General features: G+C 64.5%; 21 protein-coding genes and 1 pseudogene. 16 read left to right on the top strand and 6 right to left on the bottom strand.

Features of this window, described 5'->3' with window-relative positions:
• Nucleotides 1-37: 37 nt before the first annotated feature.
• The 7 genes from CF70_RS37705 (at nt 38) to CF70_RS11765 (ending at nt 7,597) form a co-directional block, all read left to right on the top strand.
• Nucleotides 38-1,042 carry a 2-hydroxyacid dehydrogenase gene (locus CF70_RS37705; RefSeq protein WP_235185005.1) on the top strand — a complete coding sequence of 335 codons (1,005 nt, stop codon included), beginning with the start codon at nt 38-40 and terminating at the stop codon, nt 1,040-1,042.
• A 78-nt stretch (nt 1,043-1,120) separates the two neighbouring features.
• The gene (locus CF70_RS11790) at nt 1,121-2,518 is read left to right on the top strand and encodes an aspartate aminotransferase family protein (RefSeq protein ID WP_051648285.1); all 1,398 of its coding nucleotides are present in this window, start codon (nt 1,121-1,123) and stop codon (nt 2,516-2,518) included.
• Nucleotides 2,518-3,450: a DMT family transporter gene (locus CF70_RS11785; RefSeq protein WP_035864426.1), complete on the top strand. Its 933-nt coding sequence runs from the start codon at nt 2,518-2,520 to the stop codon at nt 3,448-3,450. Before CF70_RS11790 ends, CF70_RS11785 begins: the two co-directional genes overlap by 1 nt.
• 4 nt (nt 3,451-3,454) lie before the next feature.
• Nucleotides 3,455-4,189, top strand: coding sequence for a GntR family transcriptional regulator (locus CF70_RS11780; RefSeq protein WP_035864423.1), 735 nt, complete (start codon nt 3,455-3,457; stop codon nt 4,187-4,189).
• Entirely contained in the window at nt 4,186-5,214 is a 1,029-nt protein-coding gene (locus CF70_RS11775; protein ID WP_035864421.1) for a histone deacetylase family protein, read from the top strand. Before CF70_RS11780 ends, CF70_RS11775 begins: the two co-directional genes overlap by 4 nt.
• Nucleotides 5,211-6,284: a phosphotransferase gene (locus tag CF70_RS11770; RefSeq protein WP_051648284.1), complete on the top strand. Its 1,074-nt coding sequence runs from the start codon at nt 5,211-5,213 to the stop codon at nt 6,282-6,284. Before CF70_RS11775 ends, CF70_RS11770 begins: the two co-directional genes overlap by 4 nt.
• Before the next feature lie 20 nt (nt 6,285-6,304).
• Entirely contained in the window at nt 6,305-7,597 is a 1,293-nt protein-coding gene (locus CF70_RS11765) for an aspartate aminotransferase family protein (protein WP_035864419.1), read from the top strand.
• A gap of 230 nt (nt 7,598-7,827) precedes the next feature.
• Here CF70_RS11765 and CF70_RS11760 read toward each other — a convergent pair whose 3' ends face one another.
• The 5 genes from CF70_RS11760 to CF70_RS11740 form a co-directional block, all read right to left on the bottom strand.
• Nucleotides 7,828-8,163, bottom strand: coding sequence for a hypothetical protein (locus CF70_RS11760; RefSeq protein WP_035864417.1), 336 nt, complete (start codon nt 8,161-8,163; stop codon nt 7,828-7,830).
• Between the two features lie 1,506 nt (nt 8,164-9,669).
• The gene (locus CF70_RS34805) at nt 9,670-10,017 is read right to left on the bottom strand and encodes a YkgJ family cysteine cluster protein (RefSeq protein WP_081862140.1); all 348 of its coding nucleotides are present in this window, start codon (nt 10,015-10,017) and stop codon (nt 9,670-9,672) included.
• Between the two features lie 100 nt (nt 10,018-10,117).
• Complete coding sequence (locus CF70_RS11750) at nt 10,118-11,263, bottom strand: DUF1275 domain-containing transporter (protein WP_035864413.1); 1,146 nt, start codon at nt 11,261-11,263, stop codon at nt 10,118-10,120.
• Between the two features lie 65 nt (nt 11,264-11,328).
• Entirely contained in the window at nt 11,329-12,144 is an 816-nt protein-coding gene (locus CF70_RS11745; protein WP_035864410.1) for a fused MFS/spermidine synthase, read from the bottom strand.
• Between the two features lie 34 nt (nt 12,145-12,178).
• Nucleotides 12,179-12,430, bottom strand: coding sequence for an HPr family phosphocarrier protein (locus tag CF70_RS11740; protein ID WP_255350657.1), 252 nt, complete (start codon nt 12,428-12,430; stop codon nt 12,179-12,181).
• A gap of 156 nt (nt 12,431-12,586) precedes the next feature.
• Between CF70_RS11740 and CF70_RS11735 the strand changes: the two genes are divergently transcribed.
• The 9 genes from CF70_RS11735 to CF70_RS11695 all read left to right on the top strand — a co-directional run bounded on the left by CF70_RS11735 (nt 12,587) and on the right by CF70_RS11695 (nt 21,144).
• The gene (locus CF70_RS11735) at nt 12,587-12,790 is read left to right on the top strand and encodes a CopG family transcriptional regulator (RefSeq protein ID WP_035864406.1); all 204 of its coding nucleotides are present in this window, start codon (nt 12,587-12,589) and stop codon (nt 12,788-12,790) included.
• A 189-nt stretch (nt 12,791-12,979) separates the two neighbouring features.
• Complete coding sequence (locus CF70_RS11730; RefSeq protein WP_035864404.1) at nt 12,980-13,318, top strand: hypothetical protein; 339 nt, start codon at nt 12,980-12,982, stop codon at nt 13,316-13,318.
• Between the two features lie 386 nt (nt 13,319-13,704).
• The gene (locus tag CF70_RS38945) at nt 13,705-13,974 is read left to right on the top strand and encodes a ribbon-helix-helix protein, CopG family (protein WP_035864401.1); all 270 of its coding nucleotides are present in this window, start codon (nt 13,705-13,707) and stop codon (nt 13,972-13,974) included.
• A gap of 3 nt (nt 13,975-13,977) precedes the next feature.
• Complete coding sequence (gene hyfB / locus CF70_RS11720; protein ID WP_035864399.1) at nt 13,978-16,002, top strand: hydrogenase 4 subunit B; 2,025 nt, start codon at nt 13,978-13,980, stop codon at nt 16,000-16,002.
• A gap of 7 nt (nt 16,003-16,009) precedes the next feature.
• Nucleotides 16,010-16,957: a respiratory chain complex I subunit 1 family protein gene (locus CF70_RS11715; protein ID WP_035864396.1), complete on the top strand. Its 948-nt coding sequence runs from the start codon at nt 16,010-16,012 to the stop codon at nt 16,955-16,957.
• Nucleotide 16,958: 1 nt separating this feature from the next.
• Nucleotides 16,959-17,618: a formate hydrogenlyase gene (locus CF70_RS11710; RefSeq protein ID WP_035864394.1), complete on the top strand. Its 660-nt coding sequence runs from the start codon at nt 16,959-16,961 to the stop codon at nt 17,616-17,618.
• A gap of 1 nt (nt 17,619) precedes the next feature.
• Nucleotides 17,620-19,074, top strand: coding sequence for a hydrogenase 4 subunit F (locus CF70_RS11705; protein WP_035864391.1), 1,455 nt, complete (start codon nt 17,620-17,622; stop codon nt 19,072-19,074).
• A gap of 4 nt (nt 19,075-19,078) precedes the next feature.
• Complete coding sequence (locus CF70_RS11700) at nt 19,079-20,626, top strand: NADH-quinone oxidoreductase subunit C (RefSeq protein ID WP_035864389.1); 1,548 nt, start codon at nt 19,079-19,081, stop codon at nt 20,624-20,626.
• Nucleotides 20,626-21,144 (top strand): NADH-quinone oxidoreductase subunit B family protein, encoded by a 519-nt coding sequence (locus tag CF70_RS11695; RefSeq protein WP_035864387.1) that lies wholly within the window; start codon nt 20,626-20,628, stop codon nt 21,142-21,144. Before CF70_RS11700 ends, CF70_RS11695 begins: the two co-directional genes overlap by 1 nt.
• A gap of 197 nt (nt 21,145-21,341) precedes the next feature.
• Here CF70_RS11695 and CF70_RS11690 read toward each other — a convergent pair.
• Nucleotides 21,342-22,068 (bottom strand): annotated as a pseudogene (locus tag CF70_RS11690) (tripartite tricarboxylate transporter substrate-binding protein); the annotation flags it as partial.

Below are 22,068 nucleotides of genomic sequence, written 5' to 3'. Positions count from 1 at the left end.
GGGCGCCGGCCCGCCTGCAGGCGGTCGGAGGCTACGCATGACGCGCACCGGCCTCGAAGATTCAGCGGCGACATCGGACATGAAGGACATGACGGCCGGCAAGCCGCCCTGCGTGGCACTGCTTAGCAGCGTGCTCGACATGCGCTACCTGGTTCCCGCCTTCCGCGCGGCGGCGCCCGGGCTGGACCTGCGTATGGGGCCCGACCTGGGTGCGCTCGACGAGATCGATGCCGCGGTCTGCTGGGTGCCCCCGCCCGGGTTGCTGGCCGCCATGCCGAAGCTGCGCCTGGTGCAGTCGCTGGGCGCAGGCATCGACCATCTGCGCAGCGACCCGGACCTGCCGTCCGGGCCAACCGTGTGCCGCATCGTGGATACCGCGATGGCCGGCAGCATGACGGCCTACGTGACATGGGCCGTGATCCAGCACCAGCGCAGCATGGGCGCCTATCTGGCCAGCGCGGCAGCCAGGCAATGGCAGGAGCAGCCAATCGTGGCGCCGTCGCGGCACCGCGTGGGCATTGCAGGGCTTGGCACGCTGGGCGTTGCCAGCGCCCGCGCACTGCAGGCGGTGGGCTATTCGGTGCGCGGCTGGAGCCGTAGCCCCAAGACTGACTTGCCCGAGGGTGTCGAAGCGTTCCACGGGCAGGACGGCCTGGATGCCTTCCTGGCAGGCTGCGACGCATTGGTTTGCCTGCTGCCGCTTACCGCGCAGACGCAGGGATTCTTGTGCGCCGGCCTGTTCGCCCGCCTGCCTCGCGGCGCGCATCTGATCAACGTGGGCCGCGGCAGCCATCTCGTCGAGGCAGACCTGCTGCGCGCGCTGGACGAAGGCACGCTGGGCGCGGCCACGCTGGACGCCTTCCAGCACGAGCCCCTGCCGGCGGAGCATCCGTTCTGGCGGCATCCGCGCATCGTGGTCACGCCGCATGTGGCGGCTCGCACCGATTCGGCTACGATCGCGCGCCAGACGCTGGATAATCTGGCTCAACTGCGCCGTGGGCAGCGACCCGCGGTGGCAGTCGATCCGGCGCGGGGATACTGATCTTGCTGAGCCAGGCCTTGCCATGCCGCTGCCCTCCCCTCCAGCACACCAGACAACGACAACAGGACGTGACCTGACATGACCGTCGCCTTGCCCTCGCACGCCGCCCTTGCAGCCGACGATATCGCGGCCCATCTGCACCCCTTTACCAACCTGGCCACTCACCCTGGCGTCGGCCCGCTCGTCATCACGAAGGGCGACGGCATCTATGTGGAGGATGACCAGGGCAAGCGCTACCTGGAGGGGATGTCGGGCCTGTGGTGCAGCTCCCTCGGGTTCAGCCATGCGCGCGTGATCGAGGCTGGCGTGCAGGCCATGCGCACGCTGCCCTGCTATCACACCTTCAACCACCGCTCCAACCCGGCAGCCATCATGCTGGCCCAGAAACTGGTCGCGATGGCCCCGGTGCCAATGTCCAAGGTGTTCTTCGCCAACTCCGGCTCGGAGGCCAACGACACCGCAGTCAAGCTGGTCTGGTACTACCACAACGCCATCGGCAAGCCGGACAAGAAGAAGATCATCGCGCGCACCAACGCCTATCACGGTGTCACCGTGGCGGCGGCGAGCCTGAGCGGCCTGCAAGCCAATCACCGCGATTTCGACCTGCCCATCGACCGCATCCTGCGCGCCGGCTGCCCGCATCACTACCGCTACGGCGCACCAGGCGAGAGCGAAGCGGCGTTTGCCAGCCGCCTCGCCCGGGAGCTGGAAGCGCTGATCCAGGCGGAAGGCCCGGATACCATCGGCGCCTTTATCGCGGAGCCGGTGATGGGCGCGGGCGGCGTGATCGTGCCGCCGGCCACCTACTTCGCCGAAATCCAGGCCGTGCTGCGCCGCCATGACATCCTTCTGATCGCCGACGAGGTGATCTGCGGCTTTGGGCGGACCGGCGCGATGTTCGGCTCCACCGCCTACGGCATGCGGCCGGACATTCTCACCTGTGCCAAGGCGCTGTCCTCCGGCTACATGCCGATTTCGGCGGTGATGGTATCGGAGATGGTGCACGCGGCGATAGCCGCCAACAGCGGCAAGATTGGCACCTTCGGCCATGGATTCACTTACTCGGGTCATCCGGTCACCACGGCAGTGGCGCTGGAAACACTGCGGGTCTATGAGGACGACAACATCCTCGACCACGTGAACGCAGTCGCGCCCCGCTTCCAGCAAGCGCTGCGCGCATACGCCGGACGTCCGCTGGTGGGCGAGGTGCGCGGGGTCGGGCTGCTGGGCGCGATCGAACTGGCGGCGGATCCGGCGGCGCGGCGCAGCTTCGACCCTGCGCTGAAGACTGGCCCACGCCTGGCCCAGCTGGCGCAGGAGCAAGGCCTGATCGTGCGCGCCATGGGCGACACCATCGCGTTCTGCCCGCCGCTGATCATCACCGAGACACAGATCGATGAACTGTTCGCGCGTTTCGAGAACGCCATGATGGCGCTGGAGCATGAGCTCCCGGCCAGCGACAAGGCTGCGGCCTGATGACCGGCCCCGCCAATCCATCGCTACGGCTTACCACGGCAAGCGCGCGCCGCGACGGTATCCTGCTGTTTTTCTGCGCGCTGGTGGCGTTTGCCAGCTATGACGCCTTCTGCAAGTGGATGCTGCGCGACCACTCGGCGCCCATGATGAACCTCACCCGATACGTGTCGGTGAGCGTCATCGCGCTGGTGTGGCTGGTGCGCAAAGGCGACCTGAAGCTGTGGCGCACGCCCTGCAAGTGGCTGTTACTGGTGCGCGGGCTGGCGCTCGGGATCGTGGCCAGTTGCTTCATGGCCGCGCTGGTGTACATGCCGCTGGCCGAGGCAACGGCGATCTACTTCACCGCGCCGCTGATCATGGTGGCGCTGTCGCCGGCGGTGCTGGGCGAGCGGGTGGGACGCGCGCAGTGGGCTGCCGTGCTGGCCGGCTTTGGCGGTATGCTGCTGATTGTGCGGCCAGGCGGTGACCTGCCCTTCGTGGGTACGGTGCTGATGATGGTATCGGCCGTGTGCTACGCGGCCTTCCAGCTGCTGACGCGCCGGCTGGCCGGCGTGGTCGCCGGGCCGGTACTCTACGCCTGGACCGCGCTGATCTGCCTGGTGGTGACCGGCGTACCCGCGCTGGTGACGCTGCCTGAGGTCATGCCGTCCGCGCCCGATATCATGCTGATGATGGCCGGCGGCGCCTGCAGCGGGCTGGCCCAGCTCCTGCTGCTCGCCGCCTTCCGGCGTGTAGCCGCCTCCACGCTCGCGCCGCTCAATTACTTTCAATTGCTGCTCGCCGTGCTGATCAGTACCTTTGTCTTCCAGCGCCCGCCCAACGGCATCGCGCTGGCTGGCATCGTGCTGATCATGCTGTCGGGCGGCTACCTCGCATTGCGCGGGCGGCCGGTGCCATCAGGGCAGCCGGTCGTGGCCCGCCCCAAGGACTAAGCCCATGTCGGATTCCATATTCAAAGACACCTCGCCCTCCTCTCCGTTTGCCTCGATCGAGGTTTCCGACCTTGTGGCGGCGGTAGAGGCCCAGCTCACCCAGGCCATCGTCGAAGGGCGGCTGCCCCCCGGCAGCCGTATCGTCGAGGCGGACATCGCCCGCCGCATGAATGTCAGCCGCGCACCGGTGCGCGAGGCGGCCCGGCGGCTGGAGCGGCAAGGCGTGCTGATCTCGCGGCCGCGCCACGGCTTTGCCGTCCGCACGGTGACTGTGCGCGAAATCGACGACCTGTTCCAGGTAAGGCTGAACCTGGAACTGATGGCGGCGTCGCTGGCGTGCAAGCAAGCGCCCGAGGCCGGCCTGAAGCAGCTCCTGGCAATGGTCGAGCGCATGGTGCTGGAGGCCGACTCTTTGCCGCAGATCGAGCGGGTGGCGCGCGACCTGGCCTTCCACACGGCCATTTGCGAGCTGTCCGGCAATGCCTACCTGCATCGGATGTTCTCACAGATGCAGACGGAAATCCGCATGATCGTGGCGTTGATCGACAGCGTCTACCACGACCCGAAGGCCGTGGCGGAGACCCACCGCCCCATTGCCGAAGCGATCTCCCGGCGCGACGAAGCCGCCGCGCAAGCCGCGGTGCGCTTCCATATCGAAGACGCCTGGGTGCATGTCCGGGCGGTGTTCATGCAGAAACAAGGCGCCACCGAGGCGCCTCCGATGGAGTACGCCCTATGAAAGTCGTCTACAGCGATCAGCATCTCGACCACGACCCGCACGCGTTCATGGTGCGCGGCAAGATGAAGCGTAGCAACGAGCAGCCAGAACGTGCCCTGCGCCTGCTGGCCGCGGTGCGCGCCGACGGCCACGACGTGATCGCCCCCGCCGCTCACGGTCCGGGCCCGCGCGCCGCGATCCACACGCCGGAGTACCTGCGCTTCCTGGAAACCGCATACGACCGCTGGCAGTTGCTGCCCGATGCCTCTGAAGAGGTGCTACCCAACATCCATCCGTTCCCCGGACAGCCCTGCACCTATCCCGACAGCGTGGTCGGCCAGGCGGGCTTCCATATGGGCGACGCTGCCTGCTCCATCGGGCCCAACACCTGGCGCGCGGCGGTCGGCTCGGCCGACGTGGCCACCCACGCCGCGCAGCTGGTAGCAGACGGCGAACGTGCCGCCTACGCGCTGTGCCGCCCGCCGGGCCACCATGCCTATGCGGACCGCGCCAACGGCTTTTGCTACCTGAACAACACCGCCATCGCCGCGCAGCACCTGCGTCGCCATCATGAACGCGTCGCGATCCTCGATATCGACATGCATCACGGCAACGGCACGCAGGGGATCTTCTATCGCCGCAACGATGTGCTGACGGTGTCGCTGCATGGCGATCCGATGCTGTTCACGCCCTTCTTCACCGGCCATGCGCATGAGCGCGGCGAGGCGGAAGGGCTGGGTTACAACATCAACCGGCCGCTGGCCCGCGGCACCGGCGACGAGGCCTATCTGGCGGCCCTGCGCGACGTGTGCCAGAGCATCCGCGCCTTCGCACCCGGCGCGCTGGTGGTGGCACTGGGACTGGACGCCCACGAGCGAGACCCGTATCAGGCACTCGCCGTCACCACGCCCGGCTTTGCCCTCATCACTGCGGAAATCGCCCGGCTTGGCCTGCCGACCGTGCTGGTGCAGGAAGGCGGCTATCTCTCCGACGACCTCGGACCCAATCTCTCCAGCGCGCTGCGCGGCTTCGCGAGCGCAGCATGAATGGGCCGGCAAATGCGGCGCTGACCGCCGGCTCCCAAGAGGGGGATGTGCTGAGCGAAGGCACGCCTGACGTCCCGCTGGCGTGGGCCATAGACTTGCTGGCGCGGCAGTACGGGCTGGCGGGCCGGCTCTCCCCGCTAACCGGCGAGCGCGACCAGAACTTCCTGCTGGAAACCCTGGCGGCAAGCTATATGCTCAAGGTCTCCCATCCCGCCGAATTGCCGCTGGTAGCGGACTTCCAGACGCAGGCGTTGCTGCATATTTCAGCGACCGATCCCACGCTCCCGGTGCAGCGTATTGTGCCGACCCTGACGGGACAGCCTTCACTGATCGCGCAGCCTCCCGGCGGCGACGCGCGCGTGGTGCGGCTGTTCAGCTACCTGCCGGGCGTGCCGCTGCCAAAAGCGCAACGCTCGCAGGCGCAGGCGCGGCAACTGGCGCGCACGCTGGCACGGCTCGACCTGGCGCTGCGCGGCTTCCGCCATCCCGCCGGCGAGCTTGAGCTGCCGTGGGATATCCAGCGCGCCGACAGTGTGCGGAGCTTGCTCGACTGCGTCCCGGACAGAGCGCGCCGCGAGCTGGCGACACGCGCGCTGGATCGTTTCGCCACCAACGTACAGCCCCGGCTGCCGCGCCTGCGCGCCCAGCCGATCCACAACGACTTCAATATCTATAACGTCCTGGTCGACCCGCAAGACCATACGCGCATTGCGGGCGTGCTCGACTTTGGCGACATGGTCCATGCGCCGCTGATCGACGACCTGGCCGTGGCCGCCGCCTATCAGGTGGATCCCGCCGGCGATACGATGGCCACGCTGGCGGATTTCGTCGCCGCCTATCACGCGGTGCTGCCGCTGGAAGCCGATGAGATCGATGTGCTGTTCGACCTGGTGCAAGCCCGGCTGGTGATGGTGGTGGCCATCAGCGGCTGGCGCGCCGCGCGGCATCCGGAGAACGCCCCTTACCTGCTGCGCAACAATGCGGTCTCCTGGGACCGGCTGGCCGCCTGCGACGCCATTCCCACCGAACAGGCACGCAACGTCCTGCGACGAGCTTGCGGGCTGGCGTGACCACGACACCAAGGAATACGATGACCCCTTCCGTTCCCGAACTGGCCGAGCGGCGTGCCCGCGTGCTCGGGCCGGCGTACCGCCTCTTCTATGAGGAGCCGCTGCACATCGTGCGCGGCGAAGGCGCGTGGCTTTACGACGCCGGAGGAGAGCGCTACCTCGACGCGTATAACAACGTCGCATCGGTCGGCCATTGCCATCCGCAAGTGGTGGAAGCCATCGCCCGTCAGGCAGCCCAGCTGAACACGCACACGCGCTACCTCCATGAAGGCATCCTGGATTACGCGGAGCGCCTGCTGGGCACCATGCCGGATGCACTTGGCCATGCCATGCTCACGTGCACCGGCAGCGAGGCCAACGACCTGGCAATGCGCATCGCCCGCGCCCACACCGGCGCGCAAGGTCTGATCATCACGCGCTTTGCCTATCACGGCGTCACCGCATCCATTGCCGAGGCGTCGCCTTCGCTCGGGCGCTACGTGAAGCTCGGCGACAGCGTGCGCACCGTGCCGGCTCCGGACAGCTACCGCGTCCCGCCGGCGCAACTTGGCGCCGTATTCGCCGAGGGCGTGCGGCACGCCATCGACGACCTGCGCGCGCACGGCATCCGCCCGGCCGCGCTGCTGGTCGACACCGTGTTCTCCAGCGACGGCATCTTCACCGATCCCCCCGGCTTCCTGAAAGACGCGGTCGCCGTCATCCGCGCGGCCGGCGGCGTGTTCATTGCCGATGAGGTGCAGCCTGGCCTGGGCCGCACCGGCGACGCGTTCTGGGGATTCCAGCGGCACGGCGTGGTACCCGACATCGTTACCATGGGCAAGCCAATGGGCAACGGCCACCCGCTCGCCGGGCTGGCTGTGCGCCCCGAGGTGCTGGAGGCGTTTGGCCGCGAGTGCCGCTATTTCAATACCTTCGGCGGCAACCCGGTCTCGGTCGCGGCCGGCATGGCGGTGCTGGACGTGATTGAGCAAACGAATCTCACGGCGCAGGTACGGCGCGTTGGCGCGCACCTGCGCGAGCGGCTGGCCGGCGTTGCGGCACGGCACCCGCTGATTTGCGACATCCGCGGGGCCGGCCTGTTCGTCGCAGTGGAATTTGCGAACGGTGGCGATGCCGGGCAGCCAGCGACAGCGCAAACCGCCCGCATCGTCAACGGCCTGCGGCGCCGCCATGTGCTGGTCGGCGCCACCGGGGAACATGCCAACATTCTGAAGATCCGTCCTCCCATGGTGTTCACGCAGGCGCATGCCGACCTGCTGGCCGACACCCTGGACGCGGTGCTAACCGACGTGGCGAACGCACCCCCGGCATAGAAAGTGGCTACGGGCAGGTCGCATCAAAGACCGGGCGCCGCGCTACCAGTGCGGGTATCGTGCGCCGACGAGGCGCGGCCCGGCATCACATGCCTGCGTTGGCACTACGATGCACGCTCGTGGAGCGCCCCGGACCGGCACAAGGCAGTCGCTGACTGAATTACCATGCGACGATTCATGCCCCGATGAGCGTTGTTGCGTTGGCGCGGGAGTAACGGCGGCTCTCAGGCCTACGGGCACTGGCTGATGGCGCTAGCCGCATTGCTGTCGGTGCCGCGGAAACCCACCGATGAACCGGACCCACTCGCGCCTTGGCGTACGATGGCGGCCGTGCCGCTTGGCGGTTGCTGGCCTGGAACGTAGACATCGAATGCCTGGTCGTTAGCGAGCATGTACTGCATGTAGACCACCTGGCCAGAGCTGTTCGCCCATTTAGACGCGATGCATTGAGCGGCCGCCTTGGGGGCAAGCTGACTTTGTCCGACGGGACGAACGTCTGACGGCGGCGGCGGCGGGGTGGCGCACCCGGAGACCGCAATGGCCAACGCGATTAAGGGATATTTCATGTTAGCGACTCCATATCAAATCGCACAAAGCACGGACGCCGGTACGAGAGTCATCCGGTGCAAGGGGTTTCCATGCCGCGCAGCATGCCGATGAAACCCTGGCTCGAATGGCAGTTCCGCTGCCCCCAAGTTAGCGCGTCCGCATCACGGGTTTGCACTACTCCTATTCACTGCAACTACATAGTGTCATACAGACACTATGATTCAATTGGACCTTGGTCCTACACAGCGCGTACGGGAACGGTCCTTTCGATCACTCCGGCTCATCAAGCCCCTTTGCACGTGTATACCTAACGCCGCACGGCGGACCGCGCGAGGATAAATAAGCGTGGCGCCTGGCCAGAGGCCGGAGGTCGAAGGCGAACTAATCGAGTCGGCGGCGAGCGTCTGCGGCCTTTTGATTCACAGACTCCCCACCCATGAACCCTCCGTAGTTCGAAGATGTAGCGGATGTCGATCTGGTCCTTGATGGCGTCTTCGCCTATGATCAATCTGCGGCAAAAATATGAAAAATCTCTGGAATTTTTCCTGAAACATTCCTTATTGGATCCCTTCTTTTCACTGTCGCCTATAATCCTGTTATAGGATATTCACATCATGAAAAGATTTTACCCTCAACTTTTCTTCTGCACCGTAATAATATTTACCTCGACGGGATGCGCGAATCGCCCATCTTTTTCCGGAGAAAATAGTTTCAGCACAGCAGGAAGAATAGTAGATTATGCCGGAAACAAATATATGGATTCTTGTGGCGGGATGGCACCAAATGTCTCGGCCACAACCCAGACCATTATCATTTGGGCCAGGCCGAGTAATCCTCCAGGCAGTGTTAGTCACGTGACCCAACCGAGTCAGGGTTTGAACGTGCCTCAACAATCTGTCGTGTGCAAGGTTAACTACAAAATTCTTGAGCACAATAGCCCCGCTCAAGCCGGCGTCTGGGTCCAGGATGGGAGAACGAGATATAGCGCGGTTGCCTGCAGCGGATTCCGGGAGGTACTCACCGGGATTAAAGTCATGATTTGCCCTTACGTAACAAGTAGGGATGCGGCAAATCAGCCAAACTCTGGTTGCGCTCCGATCGACAATCTGTATATTGGCTCCGATGCACCTCATGAGCTTATTTGCAATTAGATATTCACCCAACAACTCATGACGCACTAATCTTTAAAAAATTGAAGAATACAGGCAGGTCATAAAGAATCAGGGATTTTCCCCTCAGGGCAGGCAGCTGAAATATATGCTGGACCAGCTACCTCCAGCCTTCTTCCTCCTGACGTGTGCCCCGCGCGAGTTCCAGGCCCGACTGCCGCCCGAGACCCTCCGCATCTCGAAGTTGCCTGAGGTGTGGCAGCGGTTAGTGACGACGCGGCTCCAGCCGGTGGGTTCGGCGCCCGGGGAGTTGGTGGCGGTGGTCAGCACGGATACGCCGAAGTGGGCCCACATCATGCGAGACGTCCATATTCAGCGCTACAGAGATCCCGGCCGCGCTCGTCAAGACCTCCCTCAGACTAATACATGACGTGTTTCAACGAAAAAGCGTTGAATCCCGCGATCTATATCAGGATCGACCATCACCTCCGGCCGGTTTCCATTCGGGCAGGCCAGCCGGGGGGTCGTGCCAAACAGGCGGCAGATCAGCGGGCGCTCGGCATAAACCTGGCAACCCTTGCTGCCAAGATGGGGGCAGCTTAGGTTTTCAAGCGCAGCTTCGTGCTCGGCATCGCTTTTTACGGGAAGCCTCGACATCTCCTCCGTCGACGCCATCACCGGCCCACAGCAGTCATGGCAGCCAGGTGTGCATTCGAATGAGGGAATCCGTGATCGAAAGAATCTGATTTTTTGACTGGTCATTTCAGTCACTCGAGTCATTTGAGCGTCCCCCATTTGAGCGCCCCGCTTCATTGGCCTGCCCACCTGCCTGCGATTGACCTGGCGGCCGGCGGCGCGCGCATCAAATGCCCAGCCGCATCAGCCAGGCCACTGCCGCCGCAGCCGCGGAAAGCCAGAGCGCAACAATCACGGCGACCGCGACGCGGCTGCCGGGACGCTCCGCAGCGAGCGCGGCAGCGGCCCGATGCTCTTCCATCACTTCAAGCGGGATCATCCGGACCACCAGCAACACGCCGAGGGGCACCAGCACCACATCGTCCAGATAGCCAAGAATCGGGATGAAGTCCGGAATCAGGTCGATCGGAGACAACGCATAGGCGGCGACCAGCATGGCCAGCGCCTTCGCATACCAGGGCGTGCGGGGATCGCGCGCAGCGAGCCACACCGCGTGGACGTCGCGCTTGACCTCCCGTGCCCATGCGCGCGCGCGGGCGGCCAGCCGCGGGAGGAAGTCCGAGCGCAGCATGTGGCTTCGCACATCATCCATGACAGGTACGGCACCAAGTGCGAGCAGCAATGTGGCCAGTGGCAGGGTGACACTGAACCCAACATGCCTGAACCCTACCGCCCCGACTACACCGCCGGCAAAGAACAGCGCGACCAGCGTAACGAGCACCCGCAGTTTTCTCCGGTCGGCCAGCACGACTGGCTTGGCGGAATTGGCCCTGGCCAGGTTCCAGTAGAACAGCTTACCCAGTTCAATGCCGATGTCGGTGACCATACCCGTTATGTGCGTGGTGCGGATCTCGGCCTTCGAGAGCTTTGTGATCATGGCATTCTGCAACCCCATGATGAAACAAAGCACCATGACCGTCGCCGGGACGAACAGCCATTCGTGGCGTTCGAGATTGCTGCCCAGCAGACCGAAACACACCAGCAACACGGATTCAAGCATCAACGGCAGCGCGAATTCGCTGTGCAGGCGCTCGCGCCGCCCCCAGTTGATCAAAATCGCAGAGCAGGCCGCCCCCGCCAGAAACGATAACAAGGCACCCAGGCCGTCCAGGATGAGCCCGATGCTGCCGAGCGCCAGATTGTCGGCCATGGCGGACACTATGCCCGACATATGGGAGGTGTATTGCTGCACCGCCAGGAATCCGCCTGCGTTGGTGGCGCCTGCCACAAACGCAAGATAGCGTGCCAGTTGCCGGTCGGCCTCCGGACTGCGTTCCCTCCCGGTCAGTCTGCGCAAGTATGGAATCGGCATGGTCGCATCGGTGAGCGTTACCTTTAGTTCAGACCGTGTCTATCCAGCATCGGCCGGCGAACGCGTCAGCCCGCGAGCTTTTGCCAGAAGTTGTGATCCGCCGCCAGCCGTTTGCCCTGTTTCAGGCGACGCGCGGCCGAGCGCAGATTCAGCGGATGCGTGGTTTCCAGAGCGCTCGCACGCATCAGCAATTCGTCCAGCGAGGGAAGTGCCTGCGCGCCCTTCCAGGCGAACAGCGCGTAGTTGCAACTGTCCTCAGATGGAGAAATGGAAAAGGAGTCGCCGAACACTGAACGAATTTCTTCCATATAGAACGGAATATCGGCATCGCTGTCGATGAAGTTGGCGACCAATACTCCATCGTCGGCGAGCCTCGCGTGGCACGCCGCGTAGAAGTCCGCGCTGCCCAGCTGTGTTGGCATGCCATGGGCGAGAAAGCCATCCACCAGGATGACCTCCGGCCGCGCGCCCTGACTCTTGACATATTCGGCGCCATCCGCGCAAACCACCTCGAGCCGTTCGTCGTCGGGCGGAATGTGAAACGTATCGCGCAGGGCAATCACCGCCGGATCGATTTCGATGGCGACAACCTTGGCATCCGGCAGATGCCGATAGCAGTACTTGAGCAATGATCCCCCGCCGAGGCCGATCATCGAAATCCTCGCGGGCGCCGGCTGCAACAGTAAGAACGCCATCATCGTCCGTGTGTAGCCAAGAACAAGCTTGTCGGGATCACGCCGCGACATGACGCTTTGCGTTGCCAGCGCGTCGAAATGCAGTGAAAGCGCAAGCGAGGTTTCCAACACTGTCGGCGTGCCGTCGTTGGGCGCTTCGGACAGAAACTTCAAGTAGGCTTCAAAGGACGTGCGCGTGGGGTCCATCTGGGGGGCTCGATCGGGCGTGGTATTCAATTCGTCACTCGGTCAGCAGGGCGGCAATGACTTTCACGGCAGCAACCTCATCCGGTCCGGTGGCCTGAATATGCACCTCGGTCCCCGCCCGCGCCGAGAGCCGCATCACCTCCATCACATTCTTGGCATTCGCTGTGCAGTCATTACTGACAAGCAGGATCTCGGATTCGAACTGAGCAGCGGTAAAGGTTAGCCGCGCTGAGCCCCGGCCTTGCAAGCCCATGCGGTTGGTCATTTCAATTGTCGCGTTTACCACATCGCCCTCAGTTAAGAAGCGGCCCCTAAGTAACTTGCAAACGTCACGCCCTCTGGCTTGCCGCCATAGGCCGAACAAGGCCGGCTGGCATGCCGGAACATCGTCAAGTTGTATATAATGATAACGCTATTATCATACAACACTATTCGAGAGCGCATGGAATCCAAGACCGCCCGTTTCACCGTGTTGATCGACCCCGTGAAGAAGAAGGCCTTTGAATCGCTGTGCGCGGCGCAGGATCAGACGCCGTCACAGGTGGTGCGCCAGTTGATCCGCGACTATCTTGAGCAGCATGGCGTGGCTTACGCCACGCGGCCCCAAGTCGGTACCACGCTTCCGGCCAGGAAGGACCGCGAGTGACCGATGTCCGCGTCGCGGACTACCAGCATCAATCCGCAGTTCCACTTCGAGGTTGCATCCGGCAAAGGTCCGCGCAAGGGCACCGGGATGCCAGCCCTCCCTGCGAGGTGCCGACCGGAAGGCAATGCTTCCTGCCGCCACGGAATGCCGCGGCCGCCGTCAGGCCCTTGCAACAATCGGGAGAGATCCATGCACAAGCCGGCGGTTAGTTATCGCGTCACTCCGCGCGCAAAGGCGCTCGTCGACGGCAGTTTCCAGCCGAAGGTGCTGGTGGCCATCTATCGGGGTGATGCACTGCTTAGAGATGTCACGCTCTACGCGCGCGGTGGTTCTTGTCCGTTACGCGCCACCGCGGCAAGGCTTGCCGAAGCGCTGGCCTTGCGGATTCAGGCGGTACTTCAAGCGGTGCTTGAGGACATACAAGACACGGATGACGTCGCCACGGCCGCCATTCAGACACTATTGCGCCGTATTGGACTCAGGACGAGCCTGCGATCCGTCGCCATGGGCGATGCCGGCGCCAGCTAGCCGGGTTCGGGAAGAGGCCTTGGTGGCGCAAGGACGCAGCACCGCATGTCCATGCCCCCCCCTGTCAAGCATCCCAATCCTCCACCGGCTCCACAAGCTGCTCCATGGTGGCTTCGCCAGCCCATTCGCGCAAATGCCTCACGCGCTTTGATGCCTGCGTGGCTTATGTTAATTGCATTAACATAGTAATTACACGTATGGCGCATTGAATTATGGTTCCTGGCATATGCAATCTTCATCCCGTATGCTAGGTTGTAATAAGCATATGGCGACCGTTGCTGCCGATTCACCGGCAGTGCCCGGTGGCAGTGCCGAGCACCGCCTGGCAGCAGACATTCATGCAGGATGTGTTGCATCTGACCATCGTATTGGCACGTTGAGGCTCCATGGAGATCAAGACTGCTCGGCTGACGCTGCTCATCGATCCAAACAAGAAGGCCGCTTTCGAGCGCCTTTGCGCGCAACAGGATCTGACGGCATCGCAGGTGGTGCGCCAGCTCATCCGCGAGTACCTCGCTCAGCATGGGGTCCAGTACGTGCCCAGCGGATTGAACGCGGGCAATGTCGAGCCTGCCGCCGACGAGACGGTGCCACAAGCGCAGGCGCAGTCTGACGCGCCGCCCGCCAAACGGCGCACCGCACGCCGCAAGGGCTAGGCCATGAGCAGCCTGCCCCCGGCCGCGCAATGGCTCCATATCGACTGGGTGCTTATTGTCGTGGGAGCCTGGTTGCTGGTAGGGGCCGCGGGCGTCCTCGCGCTGCAGCGGCTGCCCCTGGTGTCTCGCGTTCTCTTCCCTCTCGGTGGGTTGCTTGGACTGGCGCTTTCCGGCCTCGCGCTCGCCGCGGTACCCGGCACGCCGGAGGTCGCAGTACTGGGTATCGGGCTGCCGTCGCTGCCCTTCCACGTCCGGCTCGACAGCCTCTCCGCTTACTTCTTGATGGTCATCGGCGGCGCGACCGCGGGCATCTCCATGTTCGCGGCCGGGTATTTCCGCAAGGGCGAGGGCACGCCGCCAGGCTTGCTTTGCCTGGAATATCACCTGTTCCTGGCCAGCATGGCCGGTGTCGTCCTGGCTGACGATGCCTATTCGTTCATGGTGATGTGGGAGACCATGGCGCTGTCGTCATTCTTCCTGGTGACCGCGAATCACCGCATGCCGGAGGTGCGCAGCGCCGGCTACATCTACATCACGATGGCGCGGATCGGCGCGATCGCGATTCTGCTCTGCTTCGGTGTGCTGCAGGCCAACACCGGTGACTACACCTTCGCCAACATGCGCGACCAGGCTCTGACGCCCTTCTGGGCATCGGTTGCCTTCCTGCTTGCCGTGTTCGGCTTCGGCGCCAAGGCCGGCATACTGCCCTTGCATGTCTGGCTGCCGGAGGCACATCCGGCAGCGCCCTCGCCGGTCTCCGCGATGATGAGCGGCGTCATGCTCAATACAGCCATCTACGGGCTGTTGCGCGTGTCCTTCAATCTGCTGTCCATGCGCCTGTGGTGGTGGGGTGCGCTGCTTCTGGCCATCGGCCTGGCGACCGCCCTGTTCGGCGTGGTCTTCGCCGCGGTGCAGACCGACATGAAGCGCTTGCTGGCCTACTCGTCGATCGAAAACATGGGCCTGCTGTTCGTCGCCATGGGCCTGACCCTGATCTTTTCGGCTTACGACATGAGGCCGATGGCGGCACTAGCCCTGACCGCGACGCTCTATCACGTCGCAAGCCATGCCCTCTTCAAGAGCCTGCTTTTTCTCGGCACGGGCAGCGTGCTGCATGCGACCGCCGAGCGAAGCCTGGGCAAACTGGGCGGATTGATACGGTACATGCCCCGGGTTGGCTGGCTCACATTGCTGGGGGTGCTGGCCAGCGCAGGCCTGCCTCCGCTCGGCGGTTTCGTGTCGGAGTGGCTGCTGCTGCAGAGCTTCCTGTTCACGCCAGGCTTGCCGGTACCGCTGCTGACCATGCTGATTCCGGTGGTCGCCGCGCTGATCGCGCTGGTGGCGGCGCTGGCCGGCTATACGATGGTCAAGTTCTTCGGCGTGATCTTTCTTGGCCAGCCGCGCGAGCACAAGCTTACCCACTCGCATGACGCCGGCCCCTGGGAATGCGGGGGCATGGCGTGGCTGGCCCTTGGCTGCGTGGCGCTTGGCCTGTTGCCGACGCAGTTCATCCAGCTGATCGACCCGGTGACACGACAACTGGTCACCGCCGGCCTGGGTGCCCGGGTAGCGGCAAGCGGCTGGCTGCTGGCGCCGACCAGCCGGGACCAGGCCAGTTATGGGCCGGTGATCTTCCTGCTCGGCATCCTGGCCAGCTTTGGCCTGGCCTATGTGCTCGTGCGCTGGCTGTACCACGGCCGGTTGCGCCGCGGCCCGCCGTGGGCCTGCGGGTTTCCCTGGGGCACCGCGCGCATGCAGGACACCGCAGAGGGATTCGGCCAGCCTATCCGGCAGATCTTCGAACCCTTTTTCCTGATGGAGCGCGAACTGCCGACGCCCTTCGACGAACGGCCGCGCTACCGCGTGACCGTTGAGGACCGCTTCTGGCACTGGCTATACCTGCCCGCTGTCGATCTGGCCTCGTACCTGGCGCGGCTGGCCGGCTTGATGCAGCAGGGGCGCATCTCCGTGTATCTGCTGTATAGCTTCCTGACGCTGATTGCCACGCTGCTGGCGGTGATGCGATGAGGTCTCCATGACAGTCACCGGCTTGCTGTCACAGTCGATCGAGATCGTGATATCGATCGCCCTGGCGCCGCTTCTGACGGGCTGGGTCAATCAATGCCGCGCCTGGTTGCAGAACAAATCCGCGCCCAGCCTCTGGCAGCCATATCGCACGCTGCACAAACTGTTCAACAAGGAATCGGTGGTGGCAGACAACGCATCGCCGCTGTTCCGCGTCACGCCCTATGTGCTGTTCGGCTGCATGGCGCTGGCATGCGCGATCATCCCAACCCTGTCGACGGACCTCCCACTGGCGCCCGCGGCCGATGCGATCGCGCTGGTCGGCCTGTTCGCGCTGGCACGGGTTTTCATTTCGCTGGCGGCGATGGACATCGGCACTGCCTTCGGCACCCTGGGGGCGCGACGCGAGATGCTGATCGGGTTTCTTGCCGAGCCGGCATTGCTGATGGTGCTGTTCTCGGCCTCGCTGGTTTCCAAATCGACATCGCTCACTACCATCGTCGAGACACTCGCCCATCGCCAACTGGCGATCTACCCCGGGCTGGCCTTTTCCGGCGTTGCGTTCACCATGGTGTCGCTGGCGGAGAACGCACGCGTGCCGGTAGACAACCCCGCCACGCATCTGGAACTGACGATGATCCATGAGGCGCTCATCCTGGAATATTCGGGCCGCCACCTCGCACTCATCGAGTGGGCTGCGAGCCTGAAGCTGTTCGCCTACTCGTGCATCGGACTCGCGCTGTTCTTCCCCTGGGGCATCGCCGAGGCCCAGGCGCCATCGTCCATGCTGCTGGCGCTGCCGGCGCTGCTGGCCAAACTCATGGTGGGCGGCATCCTGCTTGCCGCGCTGGAGACGGCGAGCGCCAAGATGCGCATCTTCCGCGTCCCGGAATTCCTGGCTACCGCCTTCTTGCTGGCGGTGATCGGCATGCTGGTGCATCTGCTGCTTGCCCGCTGACATGAGCGCCCTGCTGACCCAGTTCGTCAACCTGCTCGGCGCGGTGCTGCTGATCCTGGCCTTCGGGATGATCTCGCAGCGCCGCATCCTGACGCTGATCCACCTGTTCACGCTGCAGGGCGCCACCCTGGCGCTGGCGACAGCCGTGGTCGGCTACGTGACCCGGCAGCCAGACCTGTACCTGTCGGCCGGCGTGACATTCGCGCTCAAGGTGCTGCTGATCCCCTATCTCCTGCACCGGATCATTGCCCGGCTTGATATCCGCTGGGACGTGGAGACGCTGATCAATATCCCGACCATCATGGTGATCGGCATTCTGGTGGTGATCTTCGCGTTCAACCTGGCCATGCCGATCTCGCGGCTGTCGGTGAAGCTGGCCAGCGGCACGCTCGGAATCGCGCTGGCCTGCATACTGCTTTCGTTCCTGATGATGATCACCCGGTCGAAGGCGATACCGCAGGTCATCGGCTTCCTGGCCATGGAGAATGGACTGTTCTTTGCCGCGACCTCGGCGACCTACGGCATGCCGATGGTGGTCGAGCTAGGCATCGCGCTGGACGTGCTGATCGGCGTGCTGATCCTGGGCGTGTTCATGTTCCAGATCCGCGAGCAGTTCGACAGTCTGGACATCCGCCACCTAGAGAAGCTGAAGGAGGACTGAGTTGATCGCGCTAGCCTTCCTGCTTGCAACCCCGCTGGCCGGCGGGATGGTGCTGGCGCTGGTCGGTCATCGCGATCATGCGCGCGACGTCAACGTCGTGTTCAGCCTGGGCACCTTCGTCGCGGCCTGCCTGCTCACCGGCCGGATTATCGACGACGGTCCCACGCTCGCGTGGGATCGTGCGTTCTACATAGACGCCCTGAACGTGTTTCTCGTTACGCTGACCGCGTTCGTGGGCCTGACCACGTCCATCTTCTCGCGGCCCTACATGCGCGTGGAGCGCGACCACGGCAAGATGACGCCGCCGCGGCTGCGCCTGTACCACAGCATGTACCAGCTATTCACCTTTACCATGCTGCTGGCGCTGACCACCAACAACATGGGCATCGTATGGGTGGCAATGGAAGCTGCCACGCTGACCACGGTCCTGCTGGTCAGCGTCTACCGGACCGCGGCCAGCCTCGAGGCGGCCTGGAAGTACTTCATCCTGTGCGGCGTGGGTATCGCCCAGGCGCTCTTTGGCACGGTGCTGCTCTACATGGCGGCCGAGCAGGTCATTGGCCCCGAGGGCGGCGCGCTGCTGTGGACCAACCTCGATGCGGTCAAGGGCCGGCTGGACCCGAATATCATCACCCTGGCATTTGCCTTCCTGTTCATCGGCTATGGCACCAAGGTCGGTCTGGTTCCCGTGCACAACTGGCTGCCGGACGCGCATGCCGAGGGACCGACCCCGGTGTCCGCCGTGCTGTCCGGCCTGCTGCTCAATGTGGCGCTCTACGCCATCCTGCGCTGCAAGGTGTTGACGGACGGCGCGCTGAACAACCATCTCACCGGCCACCTGATGATGGGGTTCGGCCTGGTTTCCGTAGTGGCGGCGGTCTTGCTCCTCATCCGCCAGCGGGACGTCAAGCGCATGTTCGCCTACTCCTCCATCGAGCATATGGGCATGATGACCTTCGCTTTCGGCATGGGCGGCCCGATTGCCAGCTTCGCCGGACTGCTGCACATGACGGTGCATTCGCTGGTCAAGTCCGCGATCTTCTTCGCCGTCGGCCATGCGGCCCAGCAAGCGGGAACGCAGGCCATGGACGAGATCCGCGGGCTGGTCCGGGTCAGCCCCACGGTCGGTTGGGGCATGATGCTAGGCGTACTGGCCATTCTGGGCATGCCGCCGTTCGGCGTGTTCGCCAGCGAGTTCCTGATCGTGACGACCGCGATGCGGGAACAACCCTGGGCCACGCCTTTCCTGCTGGTCGCGCTCGGCCTGGCCTTTGCGTCAGTGTTCAGCCGCGTGCAACCGATGGTCTTCGGCGAGACCACGCTGACGCCCCTGCCGCACCCGCCGGCGCTGGTCCCGGTGTTCTTGCACCTCATACTCGGCTTGATGCTGGGCCTCTATATCCCGCCGTATCTGGATGCGTGGTACCGCCAGGCGGCCGCGATGCTGGGGAGTTGAGCACATGGACCTGCCTGAACTCGGACTCGACCTGCATCGCCTCCCGGCACCGCTGCCGGTATGGCACGGGCTCGCCAGTCCCGATGCGTGGAGCGCGGCAGCGCGCACAGTCGCGGACACGGGCGGGCGCCTGATCTCCGTGTGGGGCACCGATCGCAGCGCGGCGGGCGGGACGTTGGCGGCATGCGCCGCGTACGCCGTACCCGCGGGACTGGTCTGGCTCGAACTGCGGCTCGGCGGCCCGGCGCAGGGGGTTCCGGACCTGGCCGGCATCTTCCCGTGTGCCGGGCGGATGCAGCGCGCCATGGCCAGCCTCTCGGGCATCCGGGTGCAAGGCAGCTACGATGAGCGCCCGTGGCTCAACCATGGCCTGTGGGCGCCCGGGTCATTCCCCCTGCGACATGGGCCGCAACCGCTGGCCGCCGCGGGCAGGCTGCCCGCGGACTACGCCTTCGTACGTGTCGATGGCGATGGGGTGCATGAGATAGCCGTCGGCCCGGTACATGCCGGCATCATCGAACCCGGCCACTTCCGCTTCTCCGTGGTCGGCGAAAAGGTGCTGCGCCTTGAAGCCCTCCTCGGCTACACGCACAAAGGCATCGAACGCCGCTTCACCGAACTGACGCCGAATGAGGCTTACCGGCTCGCGGGCCGCATCTCAGGCGACTCGACCGTGGCCTATGCCTGGGCCTACTGTATGGCGCTGGAATCCGCCTCGGGGAGCGAAATACCGGCAAGGGCGGCCTCGCTGCGCGCCCTGATGCTGGAGCGCGAGCGCGTGGCCAATCACCTGGGCGACCTCGGTGCGTTGGGCAACGATGCCGGACTGGCCTTTGGACTGGCTCAGTTCTCGCGGCTGCGCGAGGATTGGCAGCGGCTGTCCGGGGAAGCCTTCGGACATCGCTTCATGATGGATGCGGTGGTGCCCGGGGGTGTCGCGATCGATCCGGCGCCGCCCATGATGGACCGGCTGCGCAAGCAGTGCGACGGCATCGAGCGCGAAGTTCGCGCGTTGCGGCGCGTCTACGACGAGCATGCCGGACTGCAGGACCGGTTTCGCGCCACGGGCCGGGTAACGCCACAACTTGCCGCCCGGCTTGGCCTCGCGGGGCTCGCCGGACGCGCCAGCGCGCAAGCGGCGGATCTGCGCTGCGACCACCCATGGCCGCCCTATGACCGGTTAGGCGTCACGATGGCCACGCACCGCGATGGCGATGTCGCCGCACGCGTGGCGATGCGCTTTGACGAGACCATTGAATCCCTGCGGCTTGTTCGCGCGATCTGCTCGGAACAGCCCGGCGGCGCGATCCATGCCGGCATCCGGGCGCAGGACGCGATCGCCATCGGAGCGGGCTGGGTGGAGGGCTGGCGCGGCGAAATCCTTGTGGCGCTCGAAACCGGCGCTGACGGCAGAATCGTGCGTTGCCACTGCCATGATCCCTCCTGGCAGAACTGGCCGGTGCTTGAGCACGCGGTCATCGGCAACATCGTTCCGGACTTTCCGCTGATCAACAAGTCATTCAACCTCAGCTATTCGGGACACGACCTCTGATGTGGCACATCCTCAAACAAATCGTCCGCACTGGCATCGTCACGGAGCCGCCGCCCCCGGCCGTCGATGGCGATGGCGGCGCCGCGATGCAACGTATCCACCAGGACATCCTCGACATCCTCGGCCAGGCGCTCACGATCAGGGAGGTCGATGCAGGCTCGTGCAACGGCTGCGAGCTGGAAATCCACGCGCTCAACAACCCCTACTACAACATTGAGGGGCTTGGCATCAAATTCGTTGCCAGCCCGCGCCATGCTGACATGCTGCTGGTGACGGGACCGGTTTCGCGCCACATGGAAGACGCTTTGCGGCGTACCTATGACGCGACGCCAGAGCCGAAACTCGTGGTCGCAGTGGGTGACTGCGGCTGTACAGGAGGCATCTTCGGCGAGAGCTATGCGAGTTGCGGTCGCGTCGCCAACGTCATCCCCGTCGACGTCGCCGTGCCTGGCTGCCCGCCTCCCCCCATCGAGATCCTGCGCGGGATACTGACCGCCGTGCAGCGGCGCAAAAGCTAAATCCTCCACGTGATCCTTATGGAGGATGGCGACGGCCTTTTTTATGGAAAGCGTGGTCAACGCGACCACGACGGCTCCGGGGGTCGTGCAGACCGGCGTAGTGGCCGGCAGCAAGCACATTTTCCGACAGGGAGCGAGACGACGGGAAGCGGGCAAAGCCGGCAGGGGTTGCCCCGCCGCGACAGCACACCCCGACCTCACTCCAGGGTCACATTGGCCTTCTTGACCAGTGCCGCATAGCGCGCCGCTTCGCTCTGGAAGAACTTCGCGGCGGCTTCCGGCGTGCCGGGATTGATCGTATTGCCCTGCCTCTTCATCGCTTCCAGGACATCCGGGCTGGTGAATGCCTTGACGAACACGGTGTTGAGGCGCTTGACCTCGGCCGGCGGAAGCCCTGCCGGACCCACCACGGCAAACCAGCCCTCGACCGCGAAGTCTGGCAAACCTTGTTCGGCGATGGTTGGCATCTCCGGCGCGGCGGGCGAGCGCGTGGCGCCGCACAGGCCGATCGCACGCAGGGTGCCGTTCTTCAGGTGCGGCGCCACGGCGTTAAGCGCCACGACCCCCATCTCCACCTGGCCCGCGATCAGGTCGGTCATCATCGGTCCGGTGCCCTTGTAGGGGACATGGCGCGCCTTGACATGCGCCTCATCGAGGAACATTTCCGCGGCGAGCTGGAGAATGGTGCCGTTGCCCGACGAGGCATAGTTGAGCGAATCTGGCTTGGCCTTGAGCAAGGCAACGAGTTCCTGCACATTTTTCGCCGGAACCTTGGGGTTGACCACAAGGACCAGCGGCGTCGAGCCGATCACGCTGATGGGCGTGAAGTCCTTGATCGCGTCGAACGGCATCTTCTTGTACACGCTCGGATTGATGACATGGTTGTTGGAGAACAGGCCCAGCGTCGTGCCGTCGGGCGGCGCC

It is taken from the genome of Cupriavidus sp. SK-3 (assembly GCF_000611145.1).
Lineage (GTDB): Bacteria > Pseudomonadota > Gammaproteobacteria > Burkholderiales > Burkholderiaceae > Cupriavidus.
The sequence above is the reverse complement of the archived record's forward strand: the minus strand, read 5'-3'. Positions and strand labels throughout refer to the sequence as shown.

Coding starts and splice junctions, on each gene's coding strand:
- CF70_RS37705 (WP_235185005.1), top strand. CDS start 38: ATGACGCGCACCGGCCTCGAAGATTCAGCGGCGACATCGGACATGAAG.
- CF70_RS11790 (WP_051648285.1), top strand. CDS start 1,121: ATGACCGTCGCCTTGCCCTCGCACGCCGCCCTTGCAGCCGACGATATC.
- CF70_RS11785 (WP_035864426.1), top strand. CDS start 2,518: ATGACCGGCCCCGCCAATCCATCGCTACGGCTTACCACGGCAAGCGCG.
- CF70_RS11780 (WP_035864423.1), top strand. CDS start 3,455: ATGTCGGATTCCATATTCAAAGACACCTCGCCCTCCTCTCCGTTTGCC.
- CF70_RS11775 (WP_035864421.1), top strand. CDS start 4,186: ATGAAAGTCGTCTACAGCGATCAGCATCTCGACCACGACCCGCACGCG.
- CF70_RS11770 (WP_051648284.1), top strand. CDS start 5,211: ATGAATGGGCCGGCAAATGCGGCGCTGACCGCCGGCTCCCAAGAGGGG.
- CF70_RS11765 (WP_035864419.1), top strand. CDS start 6,305: ATGACCCCTTCCGTTCCCGAACTGGCCGAGCGGCGTGCCCGCGTGCTC.
- CF70_RS11760 (WP_035864417.1), bottom strand. CDS start 8,163: ATGAAATATCCCTTAATCGCGTTGGCCATTGCGGTCTCCGGGTGCGCC.
- CF70_RS34805 (WP_081862140.1), bottom strand. CDS start 10,017: ATGACCAGTCAAAAAATCAGATTCTTTCGATCACGGATTCCCTCATTC.
- CF70_RS11750 (WP_035864413.1), bottom strand. CDS start 11,263: ATGCCGATTCCATACTTGCGCAGACTGACCGGGAGGGAACGCAGTCCG.
- CF70_RS11745 (WP_035864410.1), bottom strand. CDS start 12,144: ATGGACCCCACGCGCACGTCCTTTGAAGCCTACTTGAAGTTTCTGTCC.
- CF70_RS11735 (WP_035864406.1), top strand. CDS start 12,587: ATGGAATCCAAGACCGCCCGTTTCACCGTGTTGATCGACCCCGTGAAG.
- CF70_RS11730 (WP_035864404.1), top strand. CDS start 12,980: ATGCACAAGCCGGCGGTTAGTTATCGCGTCACTCCGCGCGCAAAGGCG.
- CF70_RS38945 (WP_035864401.1), top strand. CDS start 13,705: ATGGAGATCAAGACTGCTCGGCTGACGCTGCTCATCGATCCAAACAAG.
- hyfB (WP_035864399.1), top strand. CDS start 13,978: ATGAGCAGCCTGCCCCCGGCCGCGCAATGGCTCCATATCGACTGGGTG.
- CF70_RS11715 (WP_035864396.1), top strand. CDS start 16,010: ATGACAGTCACCGGCTTGCTGTCACAGTCGATCGAGATCGTGATATCG.
- CF70_RS11710 (WP_035864394.1), top strand. CDS start 16,959: ATGAGCGCCCTGCTGACCCAGTTCGTCAACCTGCTCGGCGCGGTGCTG.
- CF70_RS11700 (WP_035864389.1), top strand. CDS start 19,079: ATGGACCTGCCTGAACTCGGACTCGACCTGCATCGCCTCCCGGCACCG.
- CF70_RS11695 (WP_035864387.1), top strand. CDS start 20,626: ATGTGGCACATCCTCAAACAAATCGTCCGCACTGGCATCGTCACGGAG.